This window comes from Rhizobium sp. USDA 3886 (assembly GCF_056279785.1).
Genome location: NZ_JBWCDC010000001.1, coordinates 3,453,747 through 3,475,722, shown reverse-complemented (window position 1 = coordinate 3,475,722; position 21,976 = coordinate 3,453,747). Strand labels below are relative to the sequence as shown.

13 protein-coding genes and 1 tRNA gene are annotated in these 21,976 nt (G+C 54.1%); 2 read left to right on the top strand and 12 right to left on the bottom strand.

Features of this window, described 5'->3' with window-relative positions; all coding sequences use genetic code 11:
- Nucleotides 1-210: 210 nt before the first annotated feature.
- From ACZ9BX_RS17505 to ACZ9BX_RS17465, 9 genes are all read right to left on the bottom strand, one after another.
- Entirely contained in the window at nt 211-2,763 is a 2,553-nt protein-coding gene (locus ACZ9BX_RS17505; protein ID WP_476219190.1) for a DEAD/DEAH box helicase, read from the bottom strand.
- Nucleotides 2,760-4,559 carry a site-specific DNA-methyltransferase gene (locus tag ACZ9BX_RS17500; protein ID WP_476219188.1) on the bottom strand — a complete coding sequence of 600 codons (1,800 nt, stop codon included), beginning with the start codon at nt 4,557-4,559 and terminating at the stop codon, nt 2,760-2,762. Before ACZ9BX_RS17500 ends, ACZ9BX_RS17505 begins: the two co-directional genes overlap by 4 nt.
- Before the next feature lie 161 nt (nt 4,560-4,720).
- Nucleotides 4,721-6,547 (bottom strand): AAA family ATPase, encoded by a 1,827-nt coding sequence (locus ACZ9BX_RS17495; RefSeq protein WP_476219187.1) that lies wholly within the window; start codon nt 6,545-6,547, stop codon nt 4,721-4,723.
- Nucleotides 6,548-6,850: 303 nt separating this feature from the next.
- Complete coding sequence (locus ACZ9BX_RS17490) at nt 6,851-8,146, bottom strand: hypothetical protein (RefSeq protein WP_476219185.1); 1,296 nt, start codon at nt 8,144-8,146, stop codon at nt 6,851-6,853.
- A 143-nt stretch (nt 8,147-8,289) separates the two neighbouring features.
- A complete protein-coding gene (locus ACZ9BX_RS17485) occupies nt 8,290-9,030 on the bottom strand; it encodes a hypothetical protein (RefSeq protein ID WP_476219184.1) in 741 nt (246 codons plus the stop codon).
- Between the two features lie 58 nt (nt 9,031-9,088).
- Nucleotides 9,089-9,643, bottom strand: a complete 555-nt coding sequence (locus ACZ9BX_RS17480; RefSeq protein WP_476219182.1) for a hypothetical protein — start codon at nt 9,641-9,643, stop codon at nt 9,089-9,091.
- A 405-nt stretch (nt 9,644-10,048) separates the two neighbouring features.
- On the bottom strand, nt 10,049-10,729 hold the full coding sequence (locus ACZ9BX_RS17475; protein WP_476219181.1) for a hypothetical protein: 681 nt from the start codon (nt 10,727-10,729) through the stop codon (nt 10,049-10,051).
- Between the two features lie 3 nt (nt 10,730-10,732).
- A complete protein-coding gene (locus ACZ9BX_RS17470; protein ID WP_476219179.1) occupies nt 10,733-13,762 on the bottom strand; it encodes a VPA1269 family protein in 3,030 nt (1,009 codons plus the stop codon).
- Between the two features lie 5 nt (nt 13,763-13,767).
- Nucleotides 13,768-15,291, bottom strand: coding sequence for a site-specific integrase (locus ACZ9BX_RS17465; RefSeq protein ID WP_476219177.1), 1,524 nt, complete (start codon nt 15,289-15,291; stop codon nt 13,768-13,770).
- 980 nt (nt 15,292-16,271) lie between these two features.
- Here ACZ9BX_RS17465 and ACZ9BX_RS17460 point away from each other — a divergent pair.
- Both ACZ9BX_RS17460 and ACZ9BX_RS17455 read left to right on the top strand, forming a co-directional pair.
- Nucleotides 16,272-16,748, top strand: a complete 477-nt coding sequence (locus tag ACZ9BX_RS17460) for a hypothetical protein (RefSeq protein WP_476219176.1) — start codon at nt 16,272-16,274, stop codon at nt 16,746-16,748.
- A 218-nt stretch (nt 16,749-16,966) separates the two neighbouring features.
- Nucleotides 16,967-17,067 (top strand) — tRNA-Arg (locus tag ACZ9BX_RS17455).
- A 42-nt stretch (nt 17,068-17,109) separates the two neighbouring features.
- Here the strand turns inward: ACZ9BX_RS17455 and ACZ9BX_RS17450 are convergent.
- From ACZ9BX_RS17450 to ACZ9BX_RS17440, 3 genes are read right to left on the bottom strand one after another with little or no spacing between them, the layout of a single operon-like run.
- Nucleotides 17,110-18,660 carry a SpoVR family protein gene (locus tag ACZ9BX_RS17450; protein WP_476219174.1) on the bottom strand — a complete coding sequence of 517 codons (1,551 nt, stop codon included), beginning with the start codon at nt 18,658-18,660 and terminating at the stop codon, nt 17,110-17,112.
- On the bottom strand, nt 18,657-19,934 hold the full coding sequence (locus ACZ9BX_RS17445; protein ID WP_476219172.1) for a YeaH/YhbH family protein: 1,278 nt from the start codon (nt 19,932-19,934) through the stop codon (nt 18,657-18,659). The genes ACZ9BX_RS17450 and ACZ9BX_RS17445 overlap by 4 nt, the downstream gene beginning before the upstream one ends.
- 19 nt (nt 19,935-19,953) lie before the next feature.
- Nucleotides 19,954-21,897 carry a PrkA family serine protein kinase gene (locus ACZ9BX_RS17440; RefSeq protein ID WP_476219171.1) on the bottom strand — a complete coding sequence of 648 codons (1,944 nt, stop codon included), beginning with the start codon at nt 21,895-21,897 and terminating at the stop codon, nt 19,954-19,956.
- Nucleotides 21,898-21,976: the final 79 nt, after the last annotated feature.

Here is a 21,976-nt window from a genome sequence, read left to right as displayed (position 1 = left end):
CTGTCGAACGGAGACCGCGTGATCTCTTGATTAACGAAATGAGGGCTCCGCGGGCCAATGAGGAGAATGGGTTCAGTGGTTGGCCTTTGGACGAACACTGTAGCAGAGGTGAACCTCTCTGTTAGCATAAACGGCATTCTTACGCCGTTTAAGAGCGTCCCGAGTGCTCTTGAGCGATACTGTCTGCCTCTTTTGGTCGCCGGATTAGTCCTACTGGACTAGAACCATATCCTCTATCTCGAATGGGCCATTGCTGAATATACGATTGTAAGATTGATTCCAAGCAGCCTTCAGAAACACTCCTTCTGCCTCGCGGAACGACCAAAATACCTTTTTATATTCGCTGTGTTCGGATCGGATTTTGATGGCGTTGCTGTCAGAATGAAGCCTACCAGTGTCTCCGTCGTCCTTAATTTCGACCAGTGCAATACTGTCTTTGGTTTTCCGGCCGTTTATTCCGATAACAAAATCCGGGAAAAATCGTTTGCCGGTCGGCAATATAAGCCTAGTCGCCCATCTTTCGTTTTCTGAATTTCGCAGCCACCACTTGATACGCCCCGTATCGTCGTTATCCAGCATCTCAACGAAAGCCCGCTCTGGTCGGTTGAAGCGGCCAATGAAGGCTCCGTAAGCCCCCTTCTTTGCCTTGGTGGCATCCTTGGGGCCGAACTGCTCTGTGGGTATCGGCTCGTTCCCTTCGAGACGGATGTGATAGCCCTGCGCTATGCGGACGGCCTCTTTCAACGCCTGCGGCTGCCGCAGGATGGCCAGGTTAATCGTTCTGCGAATGTCACGGCTTGTGGCCGCAATACCGTCCCTTTGGCACAGCCGTGCAAGCTCAGCTTCTACTGCTTCACGGATGCGGCGAGGGTCGATCCCGTCATTGAACATGAGTTGAGCTTGGGCTTGTTCTGCGATACGGGCCGCAGACATTCTGACGCTCAGATTGCGCTGATCGGTTTGACTAGCATTGAACAGGTCACGCATGGACAATTCGGCGTTGCTATTCACTGTAAGCAACATCGACGTCATCGGCACAATGCGGCAAAACTCGCGGGCGATCTGAGGGCAGAGGTCGCCTTCAATGTCGAAAAGGTTCGGAAGTTCTTCCCTTATGAGCGCGGTCGGGATGCCCAAGTCTGTCCGCAGCAGATACTTGACCTGATGCTCTTGCGGCGCTGGCTGAGCGGATGTCACGCGTGGCGAAAGCACATCGGGGAGTTCAGGAAACAAGGGCGGCTGAGACGGGGCGGAAAACCCTTCAACCGCACTCAGTGCACTCTGCTGGCGCAATGTTGAGGCGGTCGCGTAGCCAGGGTTGAGAAGACCCATCGATACCTGCCGCTCAACCCGATCTGCCACGGTTTCGCCCGATACGGCCTGCACGGGCGGGGGCGGTAGGGCTCTTGCCTCGTAGCTCTCTGCCGCCAGAGGATCGTTCCCCAACACATTCACGTCGAGTGTGTCAGTCAGTACGGCAATTCCCTCGCGCACCGCTTTAAGATCGGCGGCGGCCTCATCCAGCCCGACCTGCAACGCGGGGTCCGACATAAAAACATAGCCGCGATCCAGCAGCGGCTCGGTCCCATGGAGCGGGCGCACAAGGGGATGCACACGCATGATCCGGCCTACAATCTGCAAGCCGAAATCGCGTCCACGCGAAGGTCGCACGGAAACCAGCGTCCACGCGCGTGGCGCATCAAACCCTGTCGCCACCGCCAGCTTGAACACCAGAACCTCTATCTCGGGGTCATAGGCCAGCGTATGAAAGGCCGGGTCAGGTTCGCCCGAGGTGTGAACGGCAATCGCCTTCTCGGGCACGCCAACCTCGATCAGCCGCTCCTTAACCCGCCCAACCGGGTCTTCCTTCCCTTCCTGCTGATCCTCAACCTGCACTAGCATCAGCGGCGTCAGGCTGATGCCCTTCTCAGCCAGCTTGTCCTTGATGAACGAATGCTGCGACCATCCCGCCGTCAAGGTCGCCACTTCGGTGTCAATCAGCGCTCGGTCCTCTTCCTTGAATCGCAGCACCCCCACCATGAGGCCGATCTTGTTCAACCCCGCCTTCACCACCGCATCGCGCGAAACAGTTACCCGGCTCGCCACTTTCAATCCGGCGTCACGTTCAAACTTTTCCAGCTTGGCATCGTTTGGCGTCGCCGTGGCCAGCACGGTGAAGTCGGGTGACAGTACATTCAGGAAAAAATCCGCCGTCGCCGCAGCGCCCGAGCCAAAATTAAGATGCGCCTCGTCGATCACCACGCCGATTCGGAAACCCCGTTCGCGCAGTTCGGCGATCATACTGTCCACCGACAGAGACGCTTCTTTGTCTGTGCGGACCTTGCGGCTTTCCTTCCTGACGACGGCGACCGAGGCCCAGGTCTGAACGAATACATCACCATCACGCGCAGCGCTTGCCTCGCGGTCGGCATAGACGTCGCGTTGACGCAACGCACCGCATTGGGCTGTCAGGGCGCTCCGGGTCTGCGTCACAAGTCCCGCATAGGGTGCGAACCAGAACCAGACGGTCTTGGCATCAAGCTGCCCCCGTACGGCCTCCAAGGCTCTCCCCAGCATTAGGGTCTTGCCCGATCCGGTCGGCGCTTGCAGCAAGATCACCCCCAGTTCGCGGGAAATCCGTTCGCGGTGCTGCGGTTCGCGCTCATGCAGGGCAGAGACGGTGCGCAACGTTTCGGCCATCGCATCCACGGCCTTCTGTTGATACGGGGCCAGTGACAGGCGGAAATCTGCATCATTCTTCACTGGCGGAACCTCCCGACCAGTTCAGTTCGCACGGATCGCACGTCCAGCGCATCGCCCAGAACAGCAGTGATCTGGCCCGGTGCCCACGCATAGACAAAGGCATTCTCGCGCCGCGCCGCCACATTGCTCAGGTGGTCGAGCAATTCGGTCCCGACCCGATCCGCAAAGATCAGGGTCTGGCTTTCCGTCTTGTGCTCCTGCCACGGCGCTTGGCTGTAGCGGGTCAGCGGCAGGCGATGCAGGGTTTCGAGGGCCGCCCAGACCTCGGCGGGCGTAAGGTCTTGGTCCAGGTCTTCAAACTCGATCTCGCGGCAACGCAGATACGCGAATTCGGCGGCAAGGTCCGCGAATTTCTTGTCTTCCGAGGCAATCAGGCGGCGGATGCGTTCTGCCGTTACGTCGCGGCAGATGTTCTTGTCGGGCTCTTCCGCCGTCGACTCGGTGGAAGACACCATAATGAACCGCCGATCCCCGCCATCCTCCGCATTCAATTCCATGACGGCTTGCGCAGTGGTTGCGGACCCGGCGAAGAAATCCAGCACAATGTCGCCGGGGCCGGTGGACTGCCGGACCAGTTCACGGATCAGGGAGACGGGCTTGGCATAGTTGAATGCTTTGGAACCGAAAACGGCTTTGATTTCTTTGGCGGCCTCATCGTTGGTGCCGACTACGAGTGCATTCGCACCCTCCGTTGTCGTGCCAGCCTCTGAGCGCGGAGTTATCCATGTGGAAATAGGTTGCCGAAGATTCCGGAGGTCTTTTTTGTAGCGTTTGAAAGCTGGTGTGCCATAACCGATCTTCTTCCCGATCCAAAAGTTAAAATCGGGCAACTCCGGACGGATCATTGGCGCTCGTCCAGATTGAGGAAGTTCACCATTGGCAAAGGCGGCTTGAAGATCATCGAGCGTGTCGAATACTCGGAATTCGGCATTCTCGGGAAAACGAATGTGCCCTGCTTCTATCCAGTCTTCGATAAACCTAGTTCTGGCAGACTTTGAGCGGACTCTGCTTGGATAAACCCAAACCCGATTTGGATTTGCCGGGTACCAGATATCGTTAGCTTGATCATGAAGCGGATAATACAGATTGGGACGCTCTCGGTAGTCGAAGCCGAGTGTCAAATCACTTAACCGGAACCAGTCGTCTTTCGCAGCATCGAAAAACTTATACATATCATAGGTTTTTTCATTTCCGGTGAAACGAAAGCCATCTTTTCCATAGATCAATATATGCTCGTGATCCGAACTAAGAAATGCCCGATGGTCGGCATTCGACCCCTGTCGCGTTCGCCAAGCGAACGAGCCCAACCGCATACCAGGCATAGCCTCGTCCATCAGAAGTTCCAGCTTGGCCCGCTGATCATCATTGATCGAGACGAGGATCACCCCGTCCTCGGCCAGGAGGTCGCGGGCCAGCGTCAGGCGGCGGAACAGGAATTCTAGCCAGGTCGAATGGAAATAGGCATCTTCGGGGTTGGCGTAGTGGTCGTTATAGACCCAATCCTTTGTGCCGGTGTTATAGGGCGGGTCGATGTAGATGCACTTGATCTGTCCAGCCATTGTCATGCGGAGCCAGCGCAAGGCATCGTAGTTATCGCCCTCGATCACCATGTTGCGCCACGGAGCAGGCTTGTCTGAAAGCTCCGGAATGATGCTGGCAGCCACGAAATTGGCATCGACCGCATTATCGGCCTCGATCTCATCCCGCTCCCAAACCAATCCCAGCTTCTTGGTTCGGTCACGCTTGTTGAGCAATTCAATTAACTGCTCGCGAGGAAGATCGTCGTATTTACCCATACCCTGTCCCGTCATTCTTGACTGCGAAAATGCCTGCACCGCCAATCGACTCGATACATGCGTGGCCAACCCAGCCGCTTCGGACAGCGATATACCACCGCGCCAGTTCGCTCAACGCTCCGAGCTGGTGAACCTTCAACAATACAATTTCGCTAAATCCGTTAGGCCAAACTGAGCAGGCTCTCGACTACGTCTTTCATTTCCGACCGCGTCTCAATGCCGTTTCGGAATTGTGAGCGAGCAATGATCTTGTCGGCCGTCATATGGGGCCAAAACCGTTCGATCACATCATCGGGCTTAACACCGGCGGCGTTGCCGATGATCTTCTTCGCATCGCAAGTTTCCGTAAATGTTACCTGCACGCCAGTAAGCGCTTGGATCAGGTCGGGGCAAAGGTAGTTTTCGATCTCCCGCTTTCGCGTCGAATAGAATGGTCGTCCCGATGCCTCAACTTCCTGTCGGCGCTTTTGGATAGACTTGACCTGTCCGGCGTCGCCGCCGATGTCAGAATCAAGGAATACGCACCACGGGAGGCCCAGATCGTTGGCGAGGTTAAGCGTCACCCAGTGTTTAACACTGCCGCAGCCGCCGATGAGGATCGGGACAACGCCGACGTCTTCTAGGTTTGCGCTAACGTGGCCACCATCCTTCAGAGTGCGGGCCGCGTGCTTCAGGAATATTACGTCCGATTTTCCTTCGACCAGAACAACCGCTTTCGCTCTTTCCATCCCCGTTTCTGGAAGGACACCAAGGCTTTCCGCTGCCTCTCTGAGAACGTCATTGGTAGGGAGTTTCACAATGGGGATTCCTGCCTCATTCTTCGTTACGAACCGGATTCCCTCGACAGGCACTAACCCGGCGAGTGCTGGGACATGTGTTGTAACGAGAATCTGCCGATTGGGCTGGTCAGCAAGCGTAAGGAGCGCTTTCATCAACATTATCTGATAATTCGGATGCTGAGACGTCTCTGGCTCTTCGATAGCGTAGATCACATTTCGCTTTGTACCCGTTGCAACCCTCTCCGCTTCCGCGCGGAAGAAGTTCAGAAGGATCAAACGACGGACGCCGCTTCCGCGTTTGTTGATAGGGATGCCGTTCTCACCATCCAGGCTGAAGCTGAATGCCCATTTTGGTTTCTCTTTGAAACGGGGCACAAGCTCACTCGCCAACTCCGGAGCCATCTCCCGCAGCTTTTCGAGGGTACGCCCCGCTACATCAAGCACACTCTTTTCGATATCTTTCTCAAGTGCACTGATCCGATCCTGCAAAGCCGCCTGAGCATCTTTTACAGCCTGCTGGAGCGGATTTTTCGCCTCGACATCACCGTCACTGCTCTCTCTGTCCGACTTAAAGAGGGCGAAGGTGGGAAGCTGATCTTGGATTTTCCCCCAGATCGATTTGCTTTCGGAAGAGAGGCCCTTGTCCACATCGAGTAACGTTTCTTGTAGCGCAATTTCGCCAGCGGCCATCCGGATAGCGTTTCGCCACTGGGATGCTACGCGTTTGTCCGGAACATCAGTCGATACGCCCCTCTCGTCACCTAATTTCTTAAGATCAGCCATCTTGAGGGCGAGCAAACCGCTCAGCGCCTGATCCGCTGGGTGCATGCACCGAATGGCAGTTCTCTCAAGCTTGCCCGAACTTGCCTTGTAGCTCTTGGCTACTTCCAAATGTCCAGAAGCGTTTGTGAGATATTCGCCCGCCAGCGTTGTCTCGACGTTCTCGTCCAAAACAAGGGCACCGGGTAGGTCGTCAAATTCGCAGGCGATTTCGAAACTTTCGACGCCATCAGCGAGACTGAAACAATTCACGTCGGACTTGTCCGGCTTGGCACCGTCAATCTCGAAAAAAATAGCCAACGCCTCAAGGATGGTGGATTTGCCGTAATCGTTCCTACCAACGATGCCCGTCATCGCCTCCTCGACAGGAATTACCACCGTGTCTCGATAGCCTCGAAAATGAGACAACTTAACACTCTTTAACCGCATGACCGCCCTCCCGATTCGATATTGGGCAGAATACAACTTTAACGGCTGACCCGCATGGATATTTTGTGTTCTCGCACCTCGTGAACCGAGGTCATAGGAAAGGTCGTCCACATATTGACGGTTCAGCGCTCCGGACTTTTGGGAATTACTGAGGGCCAAAAACTTAGTTGCGAGACCGCCCAGGGCCGCCGGATGACCTAGTCCGACATGATGCTCCCGGCATACCGAGCGCAAGGCCCTCCATAATCTCCGGCGTATCATGTGACGGTTAGGTGGGCCCTAATTATGCGGTGAAAGCAAGTTTCAAGAAGGATCGCCCTCAGGATCGAACAGCTCATCATTCTCTGGAAACAAATTCTGCAATTTTAGATTGGATGCGAGGGGGCCGACCGCATTCTGTGCCTCCAAATAAGCAAGGCGGTCTTTGGCCCAATCAACCATTCGCCGATATTCCGGTTCAGACTGCGCCAACACCGTGGAAGCGTTCGCAATCGTAGCTTTTAGATTAGCGGCTTCTTGCTGATAGGCCGCGAGTTCAGCAAGGAAGCGAATTCGTTTTTGCTCCCGATCATTCCGCCGCTTCTGAAGCTCGCGACGGCGGGCCATATGTTGCCACCGTCTCTCGTCTTCTTCCCTTTTCTCCCGGCGAGCTTTGTCAAAGTGTAGGTGATAGAGAACGCCGTCAGCAATACTATCAAGAACACCCTCAAGCCTCTGCCGCTTGCCATCGGACCACTTTTTTCTCGCCCCATCCGCCCAGTTATGGACCTCGAAAGAAAGTTTGGATGAGTAGTGGTAGTCGTATTCAGGATAGAAATGTTCGGGTGGCAACCATTGTCCGCGACGATTCGCCAAATCCCGCCGCCGCTGAAAGTCCATATCCTTTCTTAGCTCGCTGGGCGTCGGCTCATGTTTTTCAAGCGTGCGTCCCTCAAGAATTTCGAAGCGTACAATGTCCGGAAGGATTTCTGCTCTAAGTCCCGTTTCGCTTTGACCGATTGAAACCGAGCGAAGTTCGAGGGCAAGAGCAAGGTGGTGTAGGAAAGCGATGGTCCTCGTCCGCGATCCTTCGTGGATTCGAATACCTTTTATAAAAATCCCGCCATCACGGTCGGGAATTGCATTTCGGAGTTCGAGCACGACGCCCATGATCGTTGCATGGGGCCGCTTTACTAACTCGAACGTCACTGGCGCGGGTGACTCGACCTCCGTCTCGCGCTTGGTTGCCGCACTGGGCTCAACAGCGGCCTTCCGGACTTCAGGTCTTTTGAGCTTTGCGACAGGCTCTTGTCTGGCGGCTAGTACAGCCTCCTGGGCTGCCTTAGCGGCAAACGCCAGTTGCGGATTGCCTTGATGCTGGGCCCCGCCGATCTCGATGGTCTGATAGGCGGGGTTGTCGGTTTTCCAAAGAGGTGTTTTCGTTGCAGGCTGACCGGCTTCGACCTTGGCCCAGTACCCGCGACCTGGCACCGCGATATGGAACCGTTCGCAAGTTTTCGCCAAGCCCCGATCAGATATTCCGAACCGCTCAGCGAGTTGGAGGATTGGCGTTGACCAGATGAGGTCATAGAGTTCCTGTCGGGAAAAAGTGCGGCTCATGTTCAGTTAGACCGTTAGCGCGTGGTGATTATCTGACGTTGATTGGATGGTGGGACGATAATGGCCCGCAAGCATTCATCGGAGTGGAAATAGCGCTGCAGCGCTGCCGTAATTGCTGGGAACCTGCTATGACCACCAAAGCCTCATCGATATTCTGTCTCGTATGCGATTTTCGCCACAACCTTGGTAGCGTCACCCCTACCCCCATAGGTGCCGATAAGATTGCCCCTCTCGTCTGGGGATAGGCCGTCGACCCGATGGAGGTTCCACCGCTTGTCCTTTGTCGGCGTCAGGCGGTAAGTCCGACCGTTTGCGCGGCAAAAACATTCGGGTGATTTTTTCAGATGCGTCCATTTACAGTCAGCTCCGGATAAAAGCCGCTGTTCGGCCGCTAGCCTCTCGCTCTCGCGTATGGCTTTGTAGCGGGCTTCACGCTCAAGGCGAAGACGTTCCTCTTCCGCTTCGACGTGTTCAGCAAGCCTCCCAATGATTGCTGGCAATTCGGTGCCCAATGCCTTCTCCTCATTAAACAAGATGAGGCAGCCTTCTTTCACGTCATCATTCGGATATGTTAAGTAAGGCTCCTCGTAATAGGCACGTTGACGTTGAGAGACATCGGTCGTGGTAAGTCTAGGCCCGGGAAGGGTGTTAAGATAACTCTGAAGCTCTTCGACAGGTATCCAGCATCCAAGGGACGCCTTCAGAAGGGCATCTCGCTCTCCCTCCCATTTTTTCCAAATCCCGCTCTCACGATCAAGTTGTTTTACAATAGCTTTCGCAACGTTAAGGATGGAATGGGGATCGCGGAGATGCTGGAGCGATGGGCTTTTGACGTAATCAGAGATAATGTCTCTTATGGTGCAGATGCGATCATCGTTGATCATATATCCTCCACGTAGATCATCGCCCAATTTCCCCTCAGCACATGGCTGCCCAACGTTATCAAGTAGGCCTCAACCCAGCTTTCAAGAAAACGAGCCGGGTATCCGCCAAATTTGCAATGAAGGAATCGAGTTCGTAGACGAATTCGTCGGGCTTCATATGCTCGATTTCTTCACTGTTAGCATGCTCTTGAAGCCAAACAACGCGAGGATCGGAGAAATTTGGTCCCAAGCTCTCCGGAAAACCAAAACGATTGAGCGTCTCAAACATTCCTCCGATTTCCGCTCGCGCATCCGCCGCGTCCCAGCCTTCTAAGGAAATCTCGGCATCAGACCGGTCACCTTGGAGAAGGCCCCTTAGAGGATCGCGACCCGCATTTTTGAGATGGTCGATGTTTGGTTTCTGCGAAAGCGTTTCGTGCAAGCTTGGCATAAGTTGATCTAAAAACTTAGCAACCAGTGTGTCCGGATCGCCCGAACGATTTGCCCGATCCCACTCTTCGAGCAAATTGGCAAAACTTGATGCCGCCGTCGAAGTGGAAAGCTGATATTGGATTCGGTTAACTGCCGCTCTGAATTCCGGATCGTGCTCAAGAAGTTCCCGTATCGTCATCATTTCCGAAGCTTTCCGTGATCACCAGGGTTGCGATTTTTTTCGGCTCGTCTAAAAGCAAACTCAGTGTCCACGTAGCTCAGCAGGATAGAGCACAGGATTCCTGAAGAAATTGGGGGTTGCGACGGGAAACTACGCAATCGATCTGCTCAAAGTCGGGGAACGCTTCGCTGTTTTCAGCATGCCAATCCCGAGCCAAGCCCCGGAGAAATCTGGTGAAGGTGTAGAGACTGGATGGGCAGCACCTAAAGGTTCTCGGACCCATGGTGAAGGGACAGTCCAGACCACGAACGCTGTGCGGCGGCGAAAGTCGAAGTGGTATGAATCCTGGGGTCGGAGGTTCGAATCCTCTCGTGGACACCATTTTCCTGTGTGAGGATGAAACCCGCGTTGTGTCGGACAGCATCATCACAGCGATCTAAGGGCAGCGAGAACCTTGCTGTCCAACACCAGTCGACCCGGCCTAGCCAACCTGCTTAGCCGTAAACCAGTTACGTCCTCTTCAAGCAAAGAGTCGGGACTGTTTAGCTGTAGCAGCCATTTTTTTACGGGCAAGAAGCCGACGATTTCGCCATCTAGCCCCCGCTGTCCGTTCTGCCTCAGTTGGCCCTCCTGCTTCGAAACTGAAAGCCTAGATTGTGCCGCCGTCAGATCATGCTTCAGCTGGTCAATATCAGCTCTCATGCGAACTATATATTCTCTAAGAATATGAATAGTTGCTCCAGCGTTCGACCCTATTCCACTTGGAACTGCCTGGTTCATCGCCTTCTGCATTGTCTCTTCGGCCAAGAGATGAAGAATATTGTGATAGGCTCCGCGCCAGACTGCGATCATCATCCGATACCGATTTTTCAAAGTCTGCCGTGCCGGAAATTGGGTATAAACAACGTTACCGCGCTCCAGCACATTGTCATAACTTGGTTCCATGGGACGCGGGTTCGCAACTAGCAGCTCGGCTATTGATGCGATTTGCTCCAGGTTGTTCCGAGAAATGTCACTCTTTGCCTCCTGTTCGATCACAAGGGCCGAGAGTTTCTGCGCCGTTGAGATAATTTCAGCGACCTTTTCCGTGTTCTTCTGCTTTTTCATTGGTCACGCGCCCGCCAATGACTTCGTAGGATGTTTGGAAAGCGACTTGGTAGCGCCGCTTGGCGCTGACAATCTTTCCAACTTGAGGGACTTCAAAAACTTCGCGAACCCCAGGTCGTTTGGAGTAAGGGTCCCTGCTTCCATTGCTATGAGTTCCTGTCGGCTTATGTTGTTCAGAATCAGCCTGGACGCCCGGAGATAGTCATTCTTTTGCTCTTCCTGACTGCGGCGGTTCAATGAAATCGGCCGATAGCCGGCCTCTAAAACGAGTTGGTCCAACATCAGTTTGAAACTGGCTTCAGCCTCAGCATCGTAGGCGCTCGTAAAGAAGGTAGAGCTGTGCATGATGCGGGTGAGATGCTCGAAATCAGACAGGAATACCCATTCGTCTTTTTCGGGGACCTGGCTCCATTCGCACAGCGCGTTATCCGGATGGACGACTTTTCGATCCGACACGTCCGATGGATCATCGAATTTTTCAACAAGTCTCAGTTGTTCGATGTAACGCTGACCGTAAGCAATGGTCTCACAGATAGTAGTCCGCGCCTGAATGTTATCATTCAGATCAACTTCTATTTTTCTCTTCTGGCGATCCAACTCAGCCGCTTCATCTATACCGACATCTTCCTCCGAATATCGTTTCTCAAGCTCAAAGAGCTTCTTTGAAGCCTCGTTGTATCGGCGTGTCAAAATAACATATCGTCGAGTGAGAACCTCTATCTTCGCGTATATGCCGTCAATGTAGTCCGGGTCGGTTATCAAATGCCTGCACGCTAGACAGTTGCCATCATCCACGCTTTTGTAGACTGACTTGTCGATGCCTTTTCGCACGTCCCGCCGCACACATTCTCCACCGTCGCTGCAACGCTGCCCCATCCACGGACACAACCCCACATCTCGCTCTACCCACATCGCCTTGTTATTATAGGCGACTTTCAGAATCTCTTCTGAGCCGCTCACCGTGCGACGGCTGGCCTCCTCGAAGGACATTCGTCGTAACGACTCCGTCAGGTTTCCGCGTTTCGGCTCGCGGGCGAGTCGATTCCCTTCCAACGTGTCGTGTACATCAGCAGGATCGGGGTTATTGTACCGCTGCGTCATCAAAATGCCTGCGTGACCCACAAGCAATTTGCTGACGGTTGTGATTGAAACGCCTTCCCTCAGTAGTCGGATAATGCCTGCCGAACGCATACCGTGCGGCATGTACTCGCACTTAATAGGCTTACCGCTGCGGTCAACGGTGACAAAGTGAAGCTCGGCCGCCGGTGGCACGCTCGAATTATACCGGTTTTGAACTTCTAACATTGCATCGAGCCAAAACCGTCGCCTCACGTGGGAATTTGGTGGATGTCCTCCTATTTGACTATCTTTAGCGGGCAACCGAAACAACGGAAAGATATCTGATAGTTTTTCGGCATACTCTTCGTCGCTTCGTTTTAGTTCCTTTCGGTACATCTTCGGAGAAAGCGGACCGGGTATTGGAACCCATCTTTCACAAAATTCTCGGACATCATGACAAATACGATGAGCTGCCGCATTTTGCCACGGAACCACAAATGGCTTTCCCGTTTTATTGGTATTGAAAAAGAAGCCGGTGATTTTGTCGTTTCTTGTCTTTCGTGCATATCCACGCGATTTCGTCCGTCGGTGCTTAAGCCAAAATCCCGCATGGACGGAAGTATTTGTCTTCTTCCAGATTAAAGAACGTCCATCAAACCGCTCCACATCCCCTTCGCCGCTATCTAAACTGATGAGCTGGATGAAGCGTCCTGGAAGTTCGAACGACAGCAAAAGAAGATTCGGAAGTACCGGGCAGTAGCGCTCTTTTCCCTCAAGAAAAAAGCGACAATACTCGTGGGTGCCCGGCCAGCCGTTTTCGCCTTCCAGAAGAAGACTCTGAAATATGGCGTATATGAGAGGCGGAAGAGGTAAGGACGATCCTTCGCCTGAGTTATTGATTTTCCCACTGTTACTGAGCCCGGTGCTATAAGCATGAATATCGCTCGGGGCTACCAAATGAAAAACGCGCTCTCCGTCGTCAATCAACCCCGTGTTTTCAGAAATGAATTCTGAAAATCGGTTAAGTTCATTCAACTCATTAAGGGTTGCAGAGCTGTATCTATCTTGCTTATTAAGTTTGCGTTGTTCGAATATGAAGTCGATGAGCTTAGCATGCCTTTTGGTAGATAAAAACAGTCTCGGATTCTCGACTTCCTCAACCTTAAATCCTTGATCTAGCCAAAGCAGCAACCTGCCCATTGCGTACGTGGGTGCTTTCGATACGGCTGTAACACTTCTCCTCCACGCCCCGTACAACTCCATCCAAGTGCTCAAGTGAGGCGGAGGGTTTTCAAATACCCCCGATACCGATCCGTATTCATTTTCGGGAGTGTATTTGCGATGGCGGTCTGCACGGTAAAATCCAGCAATCCGAGGGCTGCCGAGAATTTGACCGAACACGCGAGCAATTTCTCGAAGGAACCTCCCCGCTACATCAAACCGTGACCCCCACAAATCCTTTCTTCTAAAGCTACGGGTCTTGGGCACCGCGTAAGCGCGTAGAAGATTAGAAATGCCTGCTTCCCCAAGATCGGCCCAATCCCGTGCCCCAGTGATCGACATGGCGAAACCAGCGATGACCCTATGAAACTCGGCCTCATAATCCTTGTTGATGTTAGAAGTTAGCGTTCCAATGATTTTCGAAGGAACGCCATGTGCCGCCAAGATGGTGAGCAACGACTTGGCAAGAGGCGACGACGATGTAATCGAGTCAACGGCACTGCCTGGCAAGTGATCGCCAACCCTTCCGAAGGCACGTATCGGAAGACGCACCAAACCCTCAGCGTTCATACCAGCGAGAAATGATGCCTTTTCGCTGATTTCGAGCAACTTACTTTCGTCGCGATACTGGGCGAGTTGTCTGCGTTTTCTTACGTCTATGGAAGTCAGGTCACGGAAGGCAGCTTCGATCAGCTCATCGAGATCGCAATCTTCGATTTCCAACTCCTGACTTTCATTGAATTTGACTTCCACGGTTGCTACCTCCCGTGCGCCTGTTTAAAGCTTCCCAAGGCAGCAGACACTTCGGGACGATTTTGCCGATTTTCTTCGAAAGCCGCGTGCGCATCTTCGTCTGAACGAGCAAGATATGGGAGGGGGCTGTAGATAGACCGATGGTTCATGAAAGCCGCTATATCTTGGATAGGCGTTCCGATTCCTTCCAGGGTTTGGCCAAACAGATGTCTGGTACCATGTCGCGTAGTGCCGAACTCTTTTCCATACTTTAGACCCTCGTCTAAGCCTTCAATCGCTCGCTTCCATCGTCCCGCCACTGCAGACAAAGATATCGGATCGCCGACAAACTGACCTTTTTCTGGGCAGTTGCGACTACTCACCAACAAAAAAGGATGATCGCCTTTTCCCTCTTTACGGCGACGATCCATCATCTCCTTCCGATAAACCCCCACATAGAAGCGAAGTTGTTGCACGAAGTAATCTTGGAGCCCGTCCACCGGCAGCCAATGAATTGTTGCCCAATGCTGTTTGTTCAAACGAGGGTTTTTGAATCCGACTTTCTCACGGCCGAAACCTTCCGTTCGTGGACGGTCGCCGTAACGTTCTAAAAGCAACTGCGCCCTGCTTCTGCCGCAGCTTTCGACGAATTTTTCAGGGTGCCGGAGGAAACCTTTGACCGAACCGTCTAGAACCTGAAGATCGTTGACCCACATATGGAGGCTTTCGCTTCCACGGAGTCCACCCGTCGAAATGAGCGCGTACATGCGGCCGGTGTGATCTTCTCTCTCAAGGGGATCAGTTATTCGGCCGCCTCTTATGAAGCCACGATCAATAAAGGACACCAGGTGCTCGCGTGGAAAAGCGTATACGGGAGATAATGGCACAGCATTCAAATTGGGACCTTCGTAACCTTGGCGTGATTGCTTCCGAAAAATTCCCGACCCCAACGCCGCTCTCTCGCGAGCAGGTCGAGCCTGCGGCTTCAGATGCGCGAGAAAACGGTATCGTTTGGCCTTCTGAACTTTGGTAGCGACTCCAAAAGTCCCCGGATTAATTCCCTGGAAAAAGGGCAAGACCTCAGCTAGCTCTTCTGCTCTCTCCTGATCAATGATCCAGTCGAAGAACTTATCCAGCCACGTTCCTAGACCGGACAGAACCGGTTCGGAGGCAATTGGCGGCCAAAAGAGACCTGTCAAGTCAGTGAAATCTGCTTCAATTGTGCCGTGGCGAACTGAATTGGCGAAATCCTGTAAAATCAGTCTCCAGTTGCTGGCCCAGTCGTCGCCAAACCGCTCGACATAACGTTCCTTACTTTGCATGACATAGTCGTAGAGAAAGCCAAAGCCCCGCGCAGCCTTGCGCCTTGATGCATCACTGGACAGAGAGTGTGCATGACTAAAATCTACGAGCGGCTCGTATCGGAACCAACTACCCTCCGCTTTCTTCAAGTAGAGAACGGAGGTCTCTCCACCAAAGGCTCGGTGATCCTCTTTACGGACTGAATAATGCATCGGAACGTGCTGGAGTGCATGAGCTTTTGCCCTCATGATGCGCCCCCGACACGTGGAATTCGGAAAAGCGGAAAAAGGCAGAGATTGCAGTTGGGTCGTTCGTCGCGGAGCGAAGTCTTGCTGTCGTCAACGCCTCTTGGACAAAACGCTCGTTCTCGGTTCGCGATCGAGGAATGGGTCAGTAACAACCGCATGAATGCGACCTGCCTTCCCGGCTCCCGGATCAGCGCATCAGGTGGGGGACCCCAATCGACAGTGTCGTTGTTCAAATAAAACTTAGTAAGCTGTGGGGCCGTATGGCCATTCGGACTTTGCATCAGTTTTGAACTCCAAATTAGCGCGAAGCACTCTTCTCGCTTCCTGCCTTCAGCAAGGCGGGAGAGACGATGAAAATGAAGGCAGACCGCAAACGGGGTCGCACCGCCCATTTAAGACAAGCGCTGTCGATGAGGCGGGACACGAGTGACGTGCCGGTTCTGCCGTTGAGTAGATTTGGAGATTGTGGTAGCTAATGAGACATATCGGTTTTCCCAGACCTGTGGATGACGGATATCGGGCGGCATGCGTTCCAGCGCGGCCGCCCATTTTTTTAAACCGATCCGGGTCTTGCCCAAATCGATTCGACCCGAACGCTAGTACATCATCCCCAGATCGACAACATTAAAGTTCCCTTTTCCGCAGCGGGAGCGGCATGAAGGAAATTCCCACTCTGTGATTTACGTGCGTATCCGCACTTGGATTCAATTTCCCAAGGGTATTTATTTTAAATTTCCTTGCGAGGAGCTTCCTAAGCAAACCGACGTCTGATAAACAACAGTCGGAACGATGGCTTCTTCTCCAGAAAATCCATATTTGAGAGGGCTTTGCGACACTGAGATAGCGATCTGACGCTCAGAAATATAACGAGGCTGTAGCGCTCTGATGAAGCGAAACACTCGCCTTGCGCTATCCTATGGTCGAAAAAGTCACTAGAATGCCGGTACGTTCTGCGATTCGGGCGACTGATGGAGCTTCTGGTGACTGAATTGACGATTGACGATGCCGACAGCCGAGAGCTTGTTTCAGCCGTTAATTCGATCAAAGCTGACATCAAAAAGACACGCGGTATCATCGCACAATTGGCAGACGAAGCGGCTCAGAAAGAGGAGATCGTTCGTTCCCTTGAGCGAATGATTCGCGAGAAAGGAAGCTCCTCTCGCACTTCCCATACCCGCGCGATCAAAAAAGAGCCAACTTATCGGATGGTTACACGTCTCGCTCGTGAGTTCATGATCCGAGAGAGAAAGCCACTTGATCGATACGAGGCACTTTCGAAGATTACTGAAGCAGGTTTCTCGCTGAACGTCAGTAACCCACTCCAGTTTGTTGCAAAAACACTGTGGGCAAGTGACGAATTCGTACCTACTAATTTGGGCTATTGGCCTAGTGACCTGCCCTTGCCGGAAGGGACGATTGCCTCTGATAGACGGCGTGCTGGGCAGGACACCGTTTAACCCGTGCACGCAGCCGCCCTTCCCGTCACGAAATTCGCGTGAACCGACAAGGGTATTCAAACGGAATCCGCCTAAGGCGGATACTTATTTTGTTCGGCCACTCGTGGCTGTCCCTGTAAAGGCACGCTACGCTCTACGGCCTTGACAGGGCCATTCACTCGTAGCGTTGGCTTGGGAACAGCAAGGCCAAGTATGGCCTAGCTGCCCATTCACGACGGGGTGCCGGGGCGGTACGCTTCGGTATGAGGTAATCAACTCATAAAAGAGCACCAGATTCCTAATCTGGGGGTCGCGCGTTCGAATCGCGCCGGGATCACCAAAACACTTTCGTCCAGAGAGAACCCTCAATGACAATGGTGTATCACTGAATGGGCTTGCGGGGGCTCGCCGTGTGTTCCTTCACCACTTCATTTGAACTATCGATTTCCTGAAGCAAAACATCATAGCCCCAAAGATTGGCGAGATGCTGCAGGACGAGCTTCGTATCGGCTTCCTGAAGAAACCAATCGTTCGTGACATTGTGGCGCAAGAGAAGGCGGCGGTCACCGGCAAGGTCGACATCGACGATGTCTATTCCGGGGTCGATCCAGCCGATGTCGTATTCGCGGGAAAGCTGACGGCGGATGCGCCGATAGCCGCGTTCGTCATGGATCGCTGAAACCAGGATTCCTTCTTCCTGCTCCGGATCATCGTAAAGATGGAAGAGACGCCATTGCCGGATCAGGTTGGGGCTCAGGAACTGATTGATGAAACTCTCGTCCCGGTAATCGGCCCAGATGTCACGCAATACGGACATTGCATCGCCGCGTCCGGCAATGTCCGGGAACCACGCCCTGTCCTCCTCTGTCGGCGCAGTCACGATCCGCTCGATGTCCTGCATCATTGCAAAACCCAGCGCATAGGGATTGAAGCCCGAGAAACGGCGATCGTCGTAGTTGGGCTGGAACACGACATTGGCATGCGACTTCAGGAATTCGAGGAAGTTTCCATCACTGATCTGCCCGCGCTCGTGAAGCCTGTTCATGATCCGGTAGTGGACGTAGGTGGCTGTTCCCTCGTTCATCACCTTGGTCTGGCGTTGCGGGTGAAAATACTGCGCGACATGGCGGACGATGCGCAGAATCTCACGCTGCCACGGCTGCAGCCTCGGCGCTGATTTTTCGAGGAAGTAGAGGATGTTATCCTGAGGAAGGCCAAGGGCGAGGCGTCTCTTCTCCAAGCCGACATCGGCTGCCGTGCGCTTCTTGCCGGCGGGAACAGTGCGCCAAAGATCGTTGAATACCTGCTCCTCATGGACACGGCGCTCCTGTTCCCGCCGTTCCTCGTCACGAAGGTCGACCTTCGTTTTGCCGGCGTGCCGGTGCACCCCATGCGACATCAGCGCGTGCGCGGCATCGAGCGTACGCTCGACCTCAACTTCACCGTAGCGCTCCTCGCAGCGGGCGATATAAGCCTTGGCGAAATTGAGGTAGTCGAGAATGCCATCAGCATCCGTCCAGAGTTGGAAGAGATAATTGTTCTTGAAGAAATGGTTGTGCCCGAAAGCGGCGTGCGCGATGACCAATGTCTGCATCGTCGCCGAATTTTCCTCCATGAGGTAGGAGATGCAGGGCGAACTATTGATGACGATTTCATAGGCAAGGTCGCGCATGCCACGGCGGTAGAAAGCCTCGTGATGAGCGAAATGCTTGCCGAATGACCAATGACGATAAAAGAGCGGCATGCCGGTCGATGAGTAGGCATCCAGCATCTGTTCCGATGTGATGACCTCGATCTGGTTTGGGTAGACATCCAGGCCGAGTTCGCCGAGCGCGATCTCCTCGCAGGCATCATGAATGCGCTGCAGCGTTGGAAAATCCCAGTCGGAACCGTTAAACAGCAGTCGCTCCTTTGACATGGCCGTAGTCGTCATGGCGCAACCTTCGACTGTGCATCACGCTTCTGGAAAAGCTCGTGGAAGACCGGGAATATTTCATTTCGTTGGCACACCTTGCGCATGGAAAGGGGTACCTGTTCCGAACGGATACCTTCGTAAAGCGTCCAGAGCGGCGAGCGGGAGACAGAGGAGTCGCTATCTTCCTCGCCGACCTCGATATAGGCGAAATACTGGCACAGCGGCAGAATCTCGTGCCGCAGAAGTTGCCCCGTCATGGTACCGTCCGAATAGGAGTTGTCACCATCGGAAGCCTGGGCGGCATAGATATTCCACTCGGCTGGGTCGAAACGCGCCGCAACGATCGCTCGCATCGCCGCAAGCGCGCTTGATACCAGCGTTCCGCCCGTCGCCGGACCATAGAAGAAGGTTTCCTCATCTACCTCCTCGGCCTTGTCCGTATGGCGGATGAAGACGATCTCGACCTTCTTGTAGCGCTGCGACAGGAAAAGGTAGAGCAGCAGGTAGAACCGCTTCGCAAGATCCTTCATATGCTCCGACATCGAACCGGAGACGTCCATCAGGCAGAACATAACGGCTTTCGCCACCGGCTTCGGTTCGGTTTCGAAGCGGCGATAGCGCACATCGAGCGGATCGATATAGGGAATGCGGCGGCTTTTTTCCGTCAACGCCTTGAGCTTAGCCTCAAGAGCCCCGCGCTTCTCGTCGTCTTCGCATTCCTCGATCTCGCGCCGAAGCGCCTCCATCTCCTGGATGCGCGGGCGGCGAAGCGCGATCCGCCGCATCATAGCCATCCGCGTCGTGCGGCCGACGGCGAGGTTGGACGGCGAACCGGACACCGAATAGCCGGCCCGCACGGGACTTTCCTCTTCGGTTTCGGTCAACCGCCGCTTGGCAAGATCAGGCAGTTCCAGATCGTCGAGAAAGACGTCGAGGAATTCTTCGCGCGTCAGCACGAAACGGAAACCATCCTCGCCATCGCCTTCGCCTGCCTCTTTCGGTCTCCCCCCGCTTCTGCCCGGCGGCCGGGGAATGATATCCCCTTCAACAAAAGCTCTGTTTCCCGGCAGAATTTGATCGCTGATGCCGCCCTCGCCCCGACGGAAACCCGGCTCTGTCAGACCGTCAATCGGCAGGGTAATTTCGCCACCGTCGAGCACATCCCGAATATTACGGCTTTGCAGAGAACGTTTCACCGCCTGCTGCACGGCGCTTTTCGCGCGCCGAAGAAACCGTTGACGATTTTCTAAGCTTTTACCGCGCGGATTCAGCCGGCGGTCGACAATGTGCATGATGGCTCCCGCGTGAGCGTTAACTTGCCTGCTTCACGCGCATGTACCAATCCACGAGGCGCCGAACCTGTCTTTCGGTGTAGCCGCGCGTGGTCATGCGCGAAACGAATTCACTGTGCTTCTTCTCGGCTTCGCCGTCCTTCTTCGTGCCGAAGGAGATGACCGGCAGCAGATCCTCGACCTGAGAGAACATGCGTTTCTCGATCACTTCCCTGATCTTTTCATAGCTCGTCCAGGACGGGTTTTTCCCGGCGTTGTTCGCCCGCGACCGCAAGCAGAACTTGACGATTTCGTTACGGAAATCCTTCGGGTTGGCGATACCCGCCGGCTTTTCGATCTTCGTTAGTTCCTGGTTAAGCAGCTCCCGGTCGAGGAGCTGGCCGGTATCCGGATCCTTGAAGTCTACATCCTCGATCCAAGCATCGGCGTAGTCCACGTAGCGATCGAAGAGGTTCTGTCCGTAATCCGCATAGGATTCCAGATAGGCTTTCTGAATCTCGTTGCCGATGAACTCCGCATAGCGCGGCGCAAGTTCGGCTTTGATGAACTCCATGTAGCGTTTCTCGGCTTCGTCGGGAAACTGCTCGCGGCGGATCGCCTGTTCCAGAACGTACATCAGATGAACCGGATCGGCCCCCACCTCGCTCGTGTGATGATTAAAGGTCGAAGCAAGCACTTTGAAGGCGAAACGTGTCGATATTCCGTCCATTCCCTCGTCAACGCCGGCCGCATCCCGATATTCCTGGACGCTGCGGGCGCGCGGGTCGGTTTCCTTCAGGCTTTCGCCGTCATAGGAGCGCATCTTGGAAAAATATGTCGAGTTCTCATGCTTGCGCAAGCGCGAAAGCACCGAAAAGCGCGCCAGCATCTCGAGCGTCCCCGGCGCACAGGGAGCATCCGCGAGTTCCGATCCTTCGATCAGTTTCTCGTAGATCTTCTTCTCCTCGGTCACGCGGAGGCAATAGGGCACCTTGATGACGCAGATACGGTCGATGAAGGCCTCATTGTTCTTATTTGCTTTGAAGCTCTGCCATTCGGCCTCGTTAGAGTGCGCTAGAACAATGCCCGAAAAGGGAATGGCGCCGATATTTTCGGTACCGATGTAATTTCCTTCCTGCGTCGCTGTCAGCAGGGGATGCAGCATCTTGATCGGCGCCTTGAACATCTCGACGAATTCGAGCAGGCCCTGGTTGGCACGGTTGAGTGCACCGGAATAGCTGTAGGCGTCCGGATCGTTCTGCGAATAAGTTTCAAGCTTGCGGATATCGACCTTGCCGGCCAGCGAAGAAATATCCTGGTTGTTCTCGTCGCCGGGCTCGGTTTTGGCGATCGCGATCTGGCGCAACCGTGAAGGCTGCAATCTGACGACGCGGAAACGGGAAATATCGCCACCGAACTCGTCAAGCCGCTTTAGGCACCATGGGCTCATAAGTCCGGTCAGCCGCCGCATTGGGATGCCGAATTCTTCAAAGAGAAGGGAGCCCATCGTGGCTGGATCAAAGAGGCTGAGCGGACTTTCAAAAACAGGGCTGACCTCGTCGCCTGCCTTCAGCACATAGATTGGATGAACTTCCATCAACTGCTTCAACCGCTCGGCGAGCGAAGACTTGCCGCCGCCGACCGGACCAAGCAGATAAAGGATCTGCTTACGCTCCTCGAGCCCTTGCGCGGCATGCGTGAAGAAGGAAACGATACGCTCGATCGTCTCCTCCATGCCGTAAAAGCCGACGAAGGCTGGGTAGGTCCGGATTGTCCTGTTCATGAAGACCCGACCGAGGCGCAGATCCTTGGCGGTGTCCAATACCTCCGGTTCGCCTATCGCCGCAAGCAGACGCTCCGTCGCATTGGCATAGGCAAGCGGCTCCTGTTTGCAGAGCGACAAGTATTCTGCGATGGACATCTCTGTTTCGCGCCGCGTTTCATAGTTACGCGTAAACGCATCGAACACGGATTCATTCAGCATGGGCCCTCCATTCAAGGTTTATGCCACAGGCTCCCGAAATAGCCGAACCACTGCAATGGCAACGACATTTCGTTGAGAA

What these genes read in the sequence shown, in the direction of transcription:
- ACZ9BX_RS17500 (WP_476219188.1), bottom strand. Translation starts at nt 4,559, where the DNA reads ATGGGTAAATACGACGATCTTCCTCGCGAGCAGTTAATTGAATTGCTC.
- ACZ9BX_RS17495 (WP_476219187.1), bottom strand. Translation starts at nt 6,547, where the DNA reads ATGCGGTTAAAGAGTGTTAAGTTGTCTCATTTTCGAGGCTATCGAGAC.
- ACZ9BX_RS17490 (WP_476219185.1), bottom strand. Translation starts at nt 8,146, where the DNA reads ATGAGCCGCACTTTTTCCCGACAGGAACTCTATGACCTCATCTGGTCA.
- ACZ9BX_RS17485 (WP_476219184.1), bottom strand. Translation starts at nt 9,030, where the DNA reads ATGATCAACGATGATCGCATCTGCACCATAAGAGACATTATCTCTGAT.
- ACZ9BX_RS17480 (WP_476219182.1), bottom strand. Translation starts at nt 9,643, where the DNA reads ATGATGACGATACGGGAACTTCTTGAGCACGATCCGGAATTCAGAGCG.
- ACZ9BX_RS17475 (WP_476219181.1), bottom strand. Translation starts at nt 10,729, where the DNA reads ATGAAAAAGCAGAAGAACACGGAAAAGGTCGCTGAAATTATCTCAACG.
- ACZ9BX_RS17465 (WP_476219177.1), bottom strand. Translation starts at nt 15,291, where the DNA reads ATGAGGGCAAAAGCTCATGCACTCCAGCACGTTCCGATGCATTATTCA.
- ACZ9BX_RS17450 (WP_476219174.1), bottom strand. Translation starts at nt 18,660, where the DNA reads ATGACGACTACGGCCATGTCAAAGGAGCGACTGCTGTTTAACGGTTCC.
- ACZ9BX_RS17445 (WP_476219172.1), bottom strand. Translation starts at nt 19,934, where the DNA reads ATGCACATTGTCGACCGCCGGCTGAATCCGCGCGGTAAAAGCTTAGAA.
- ACZ9BX_RS17440 (WP_476219171.1), bottom strand. Translation starts at nt 21,897, where the DNA reads ATGCTGAATGAATCCGTGTTCGATGCGTTTACGCGTAACTATGAAACG.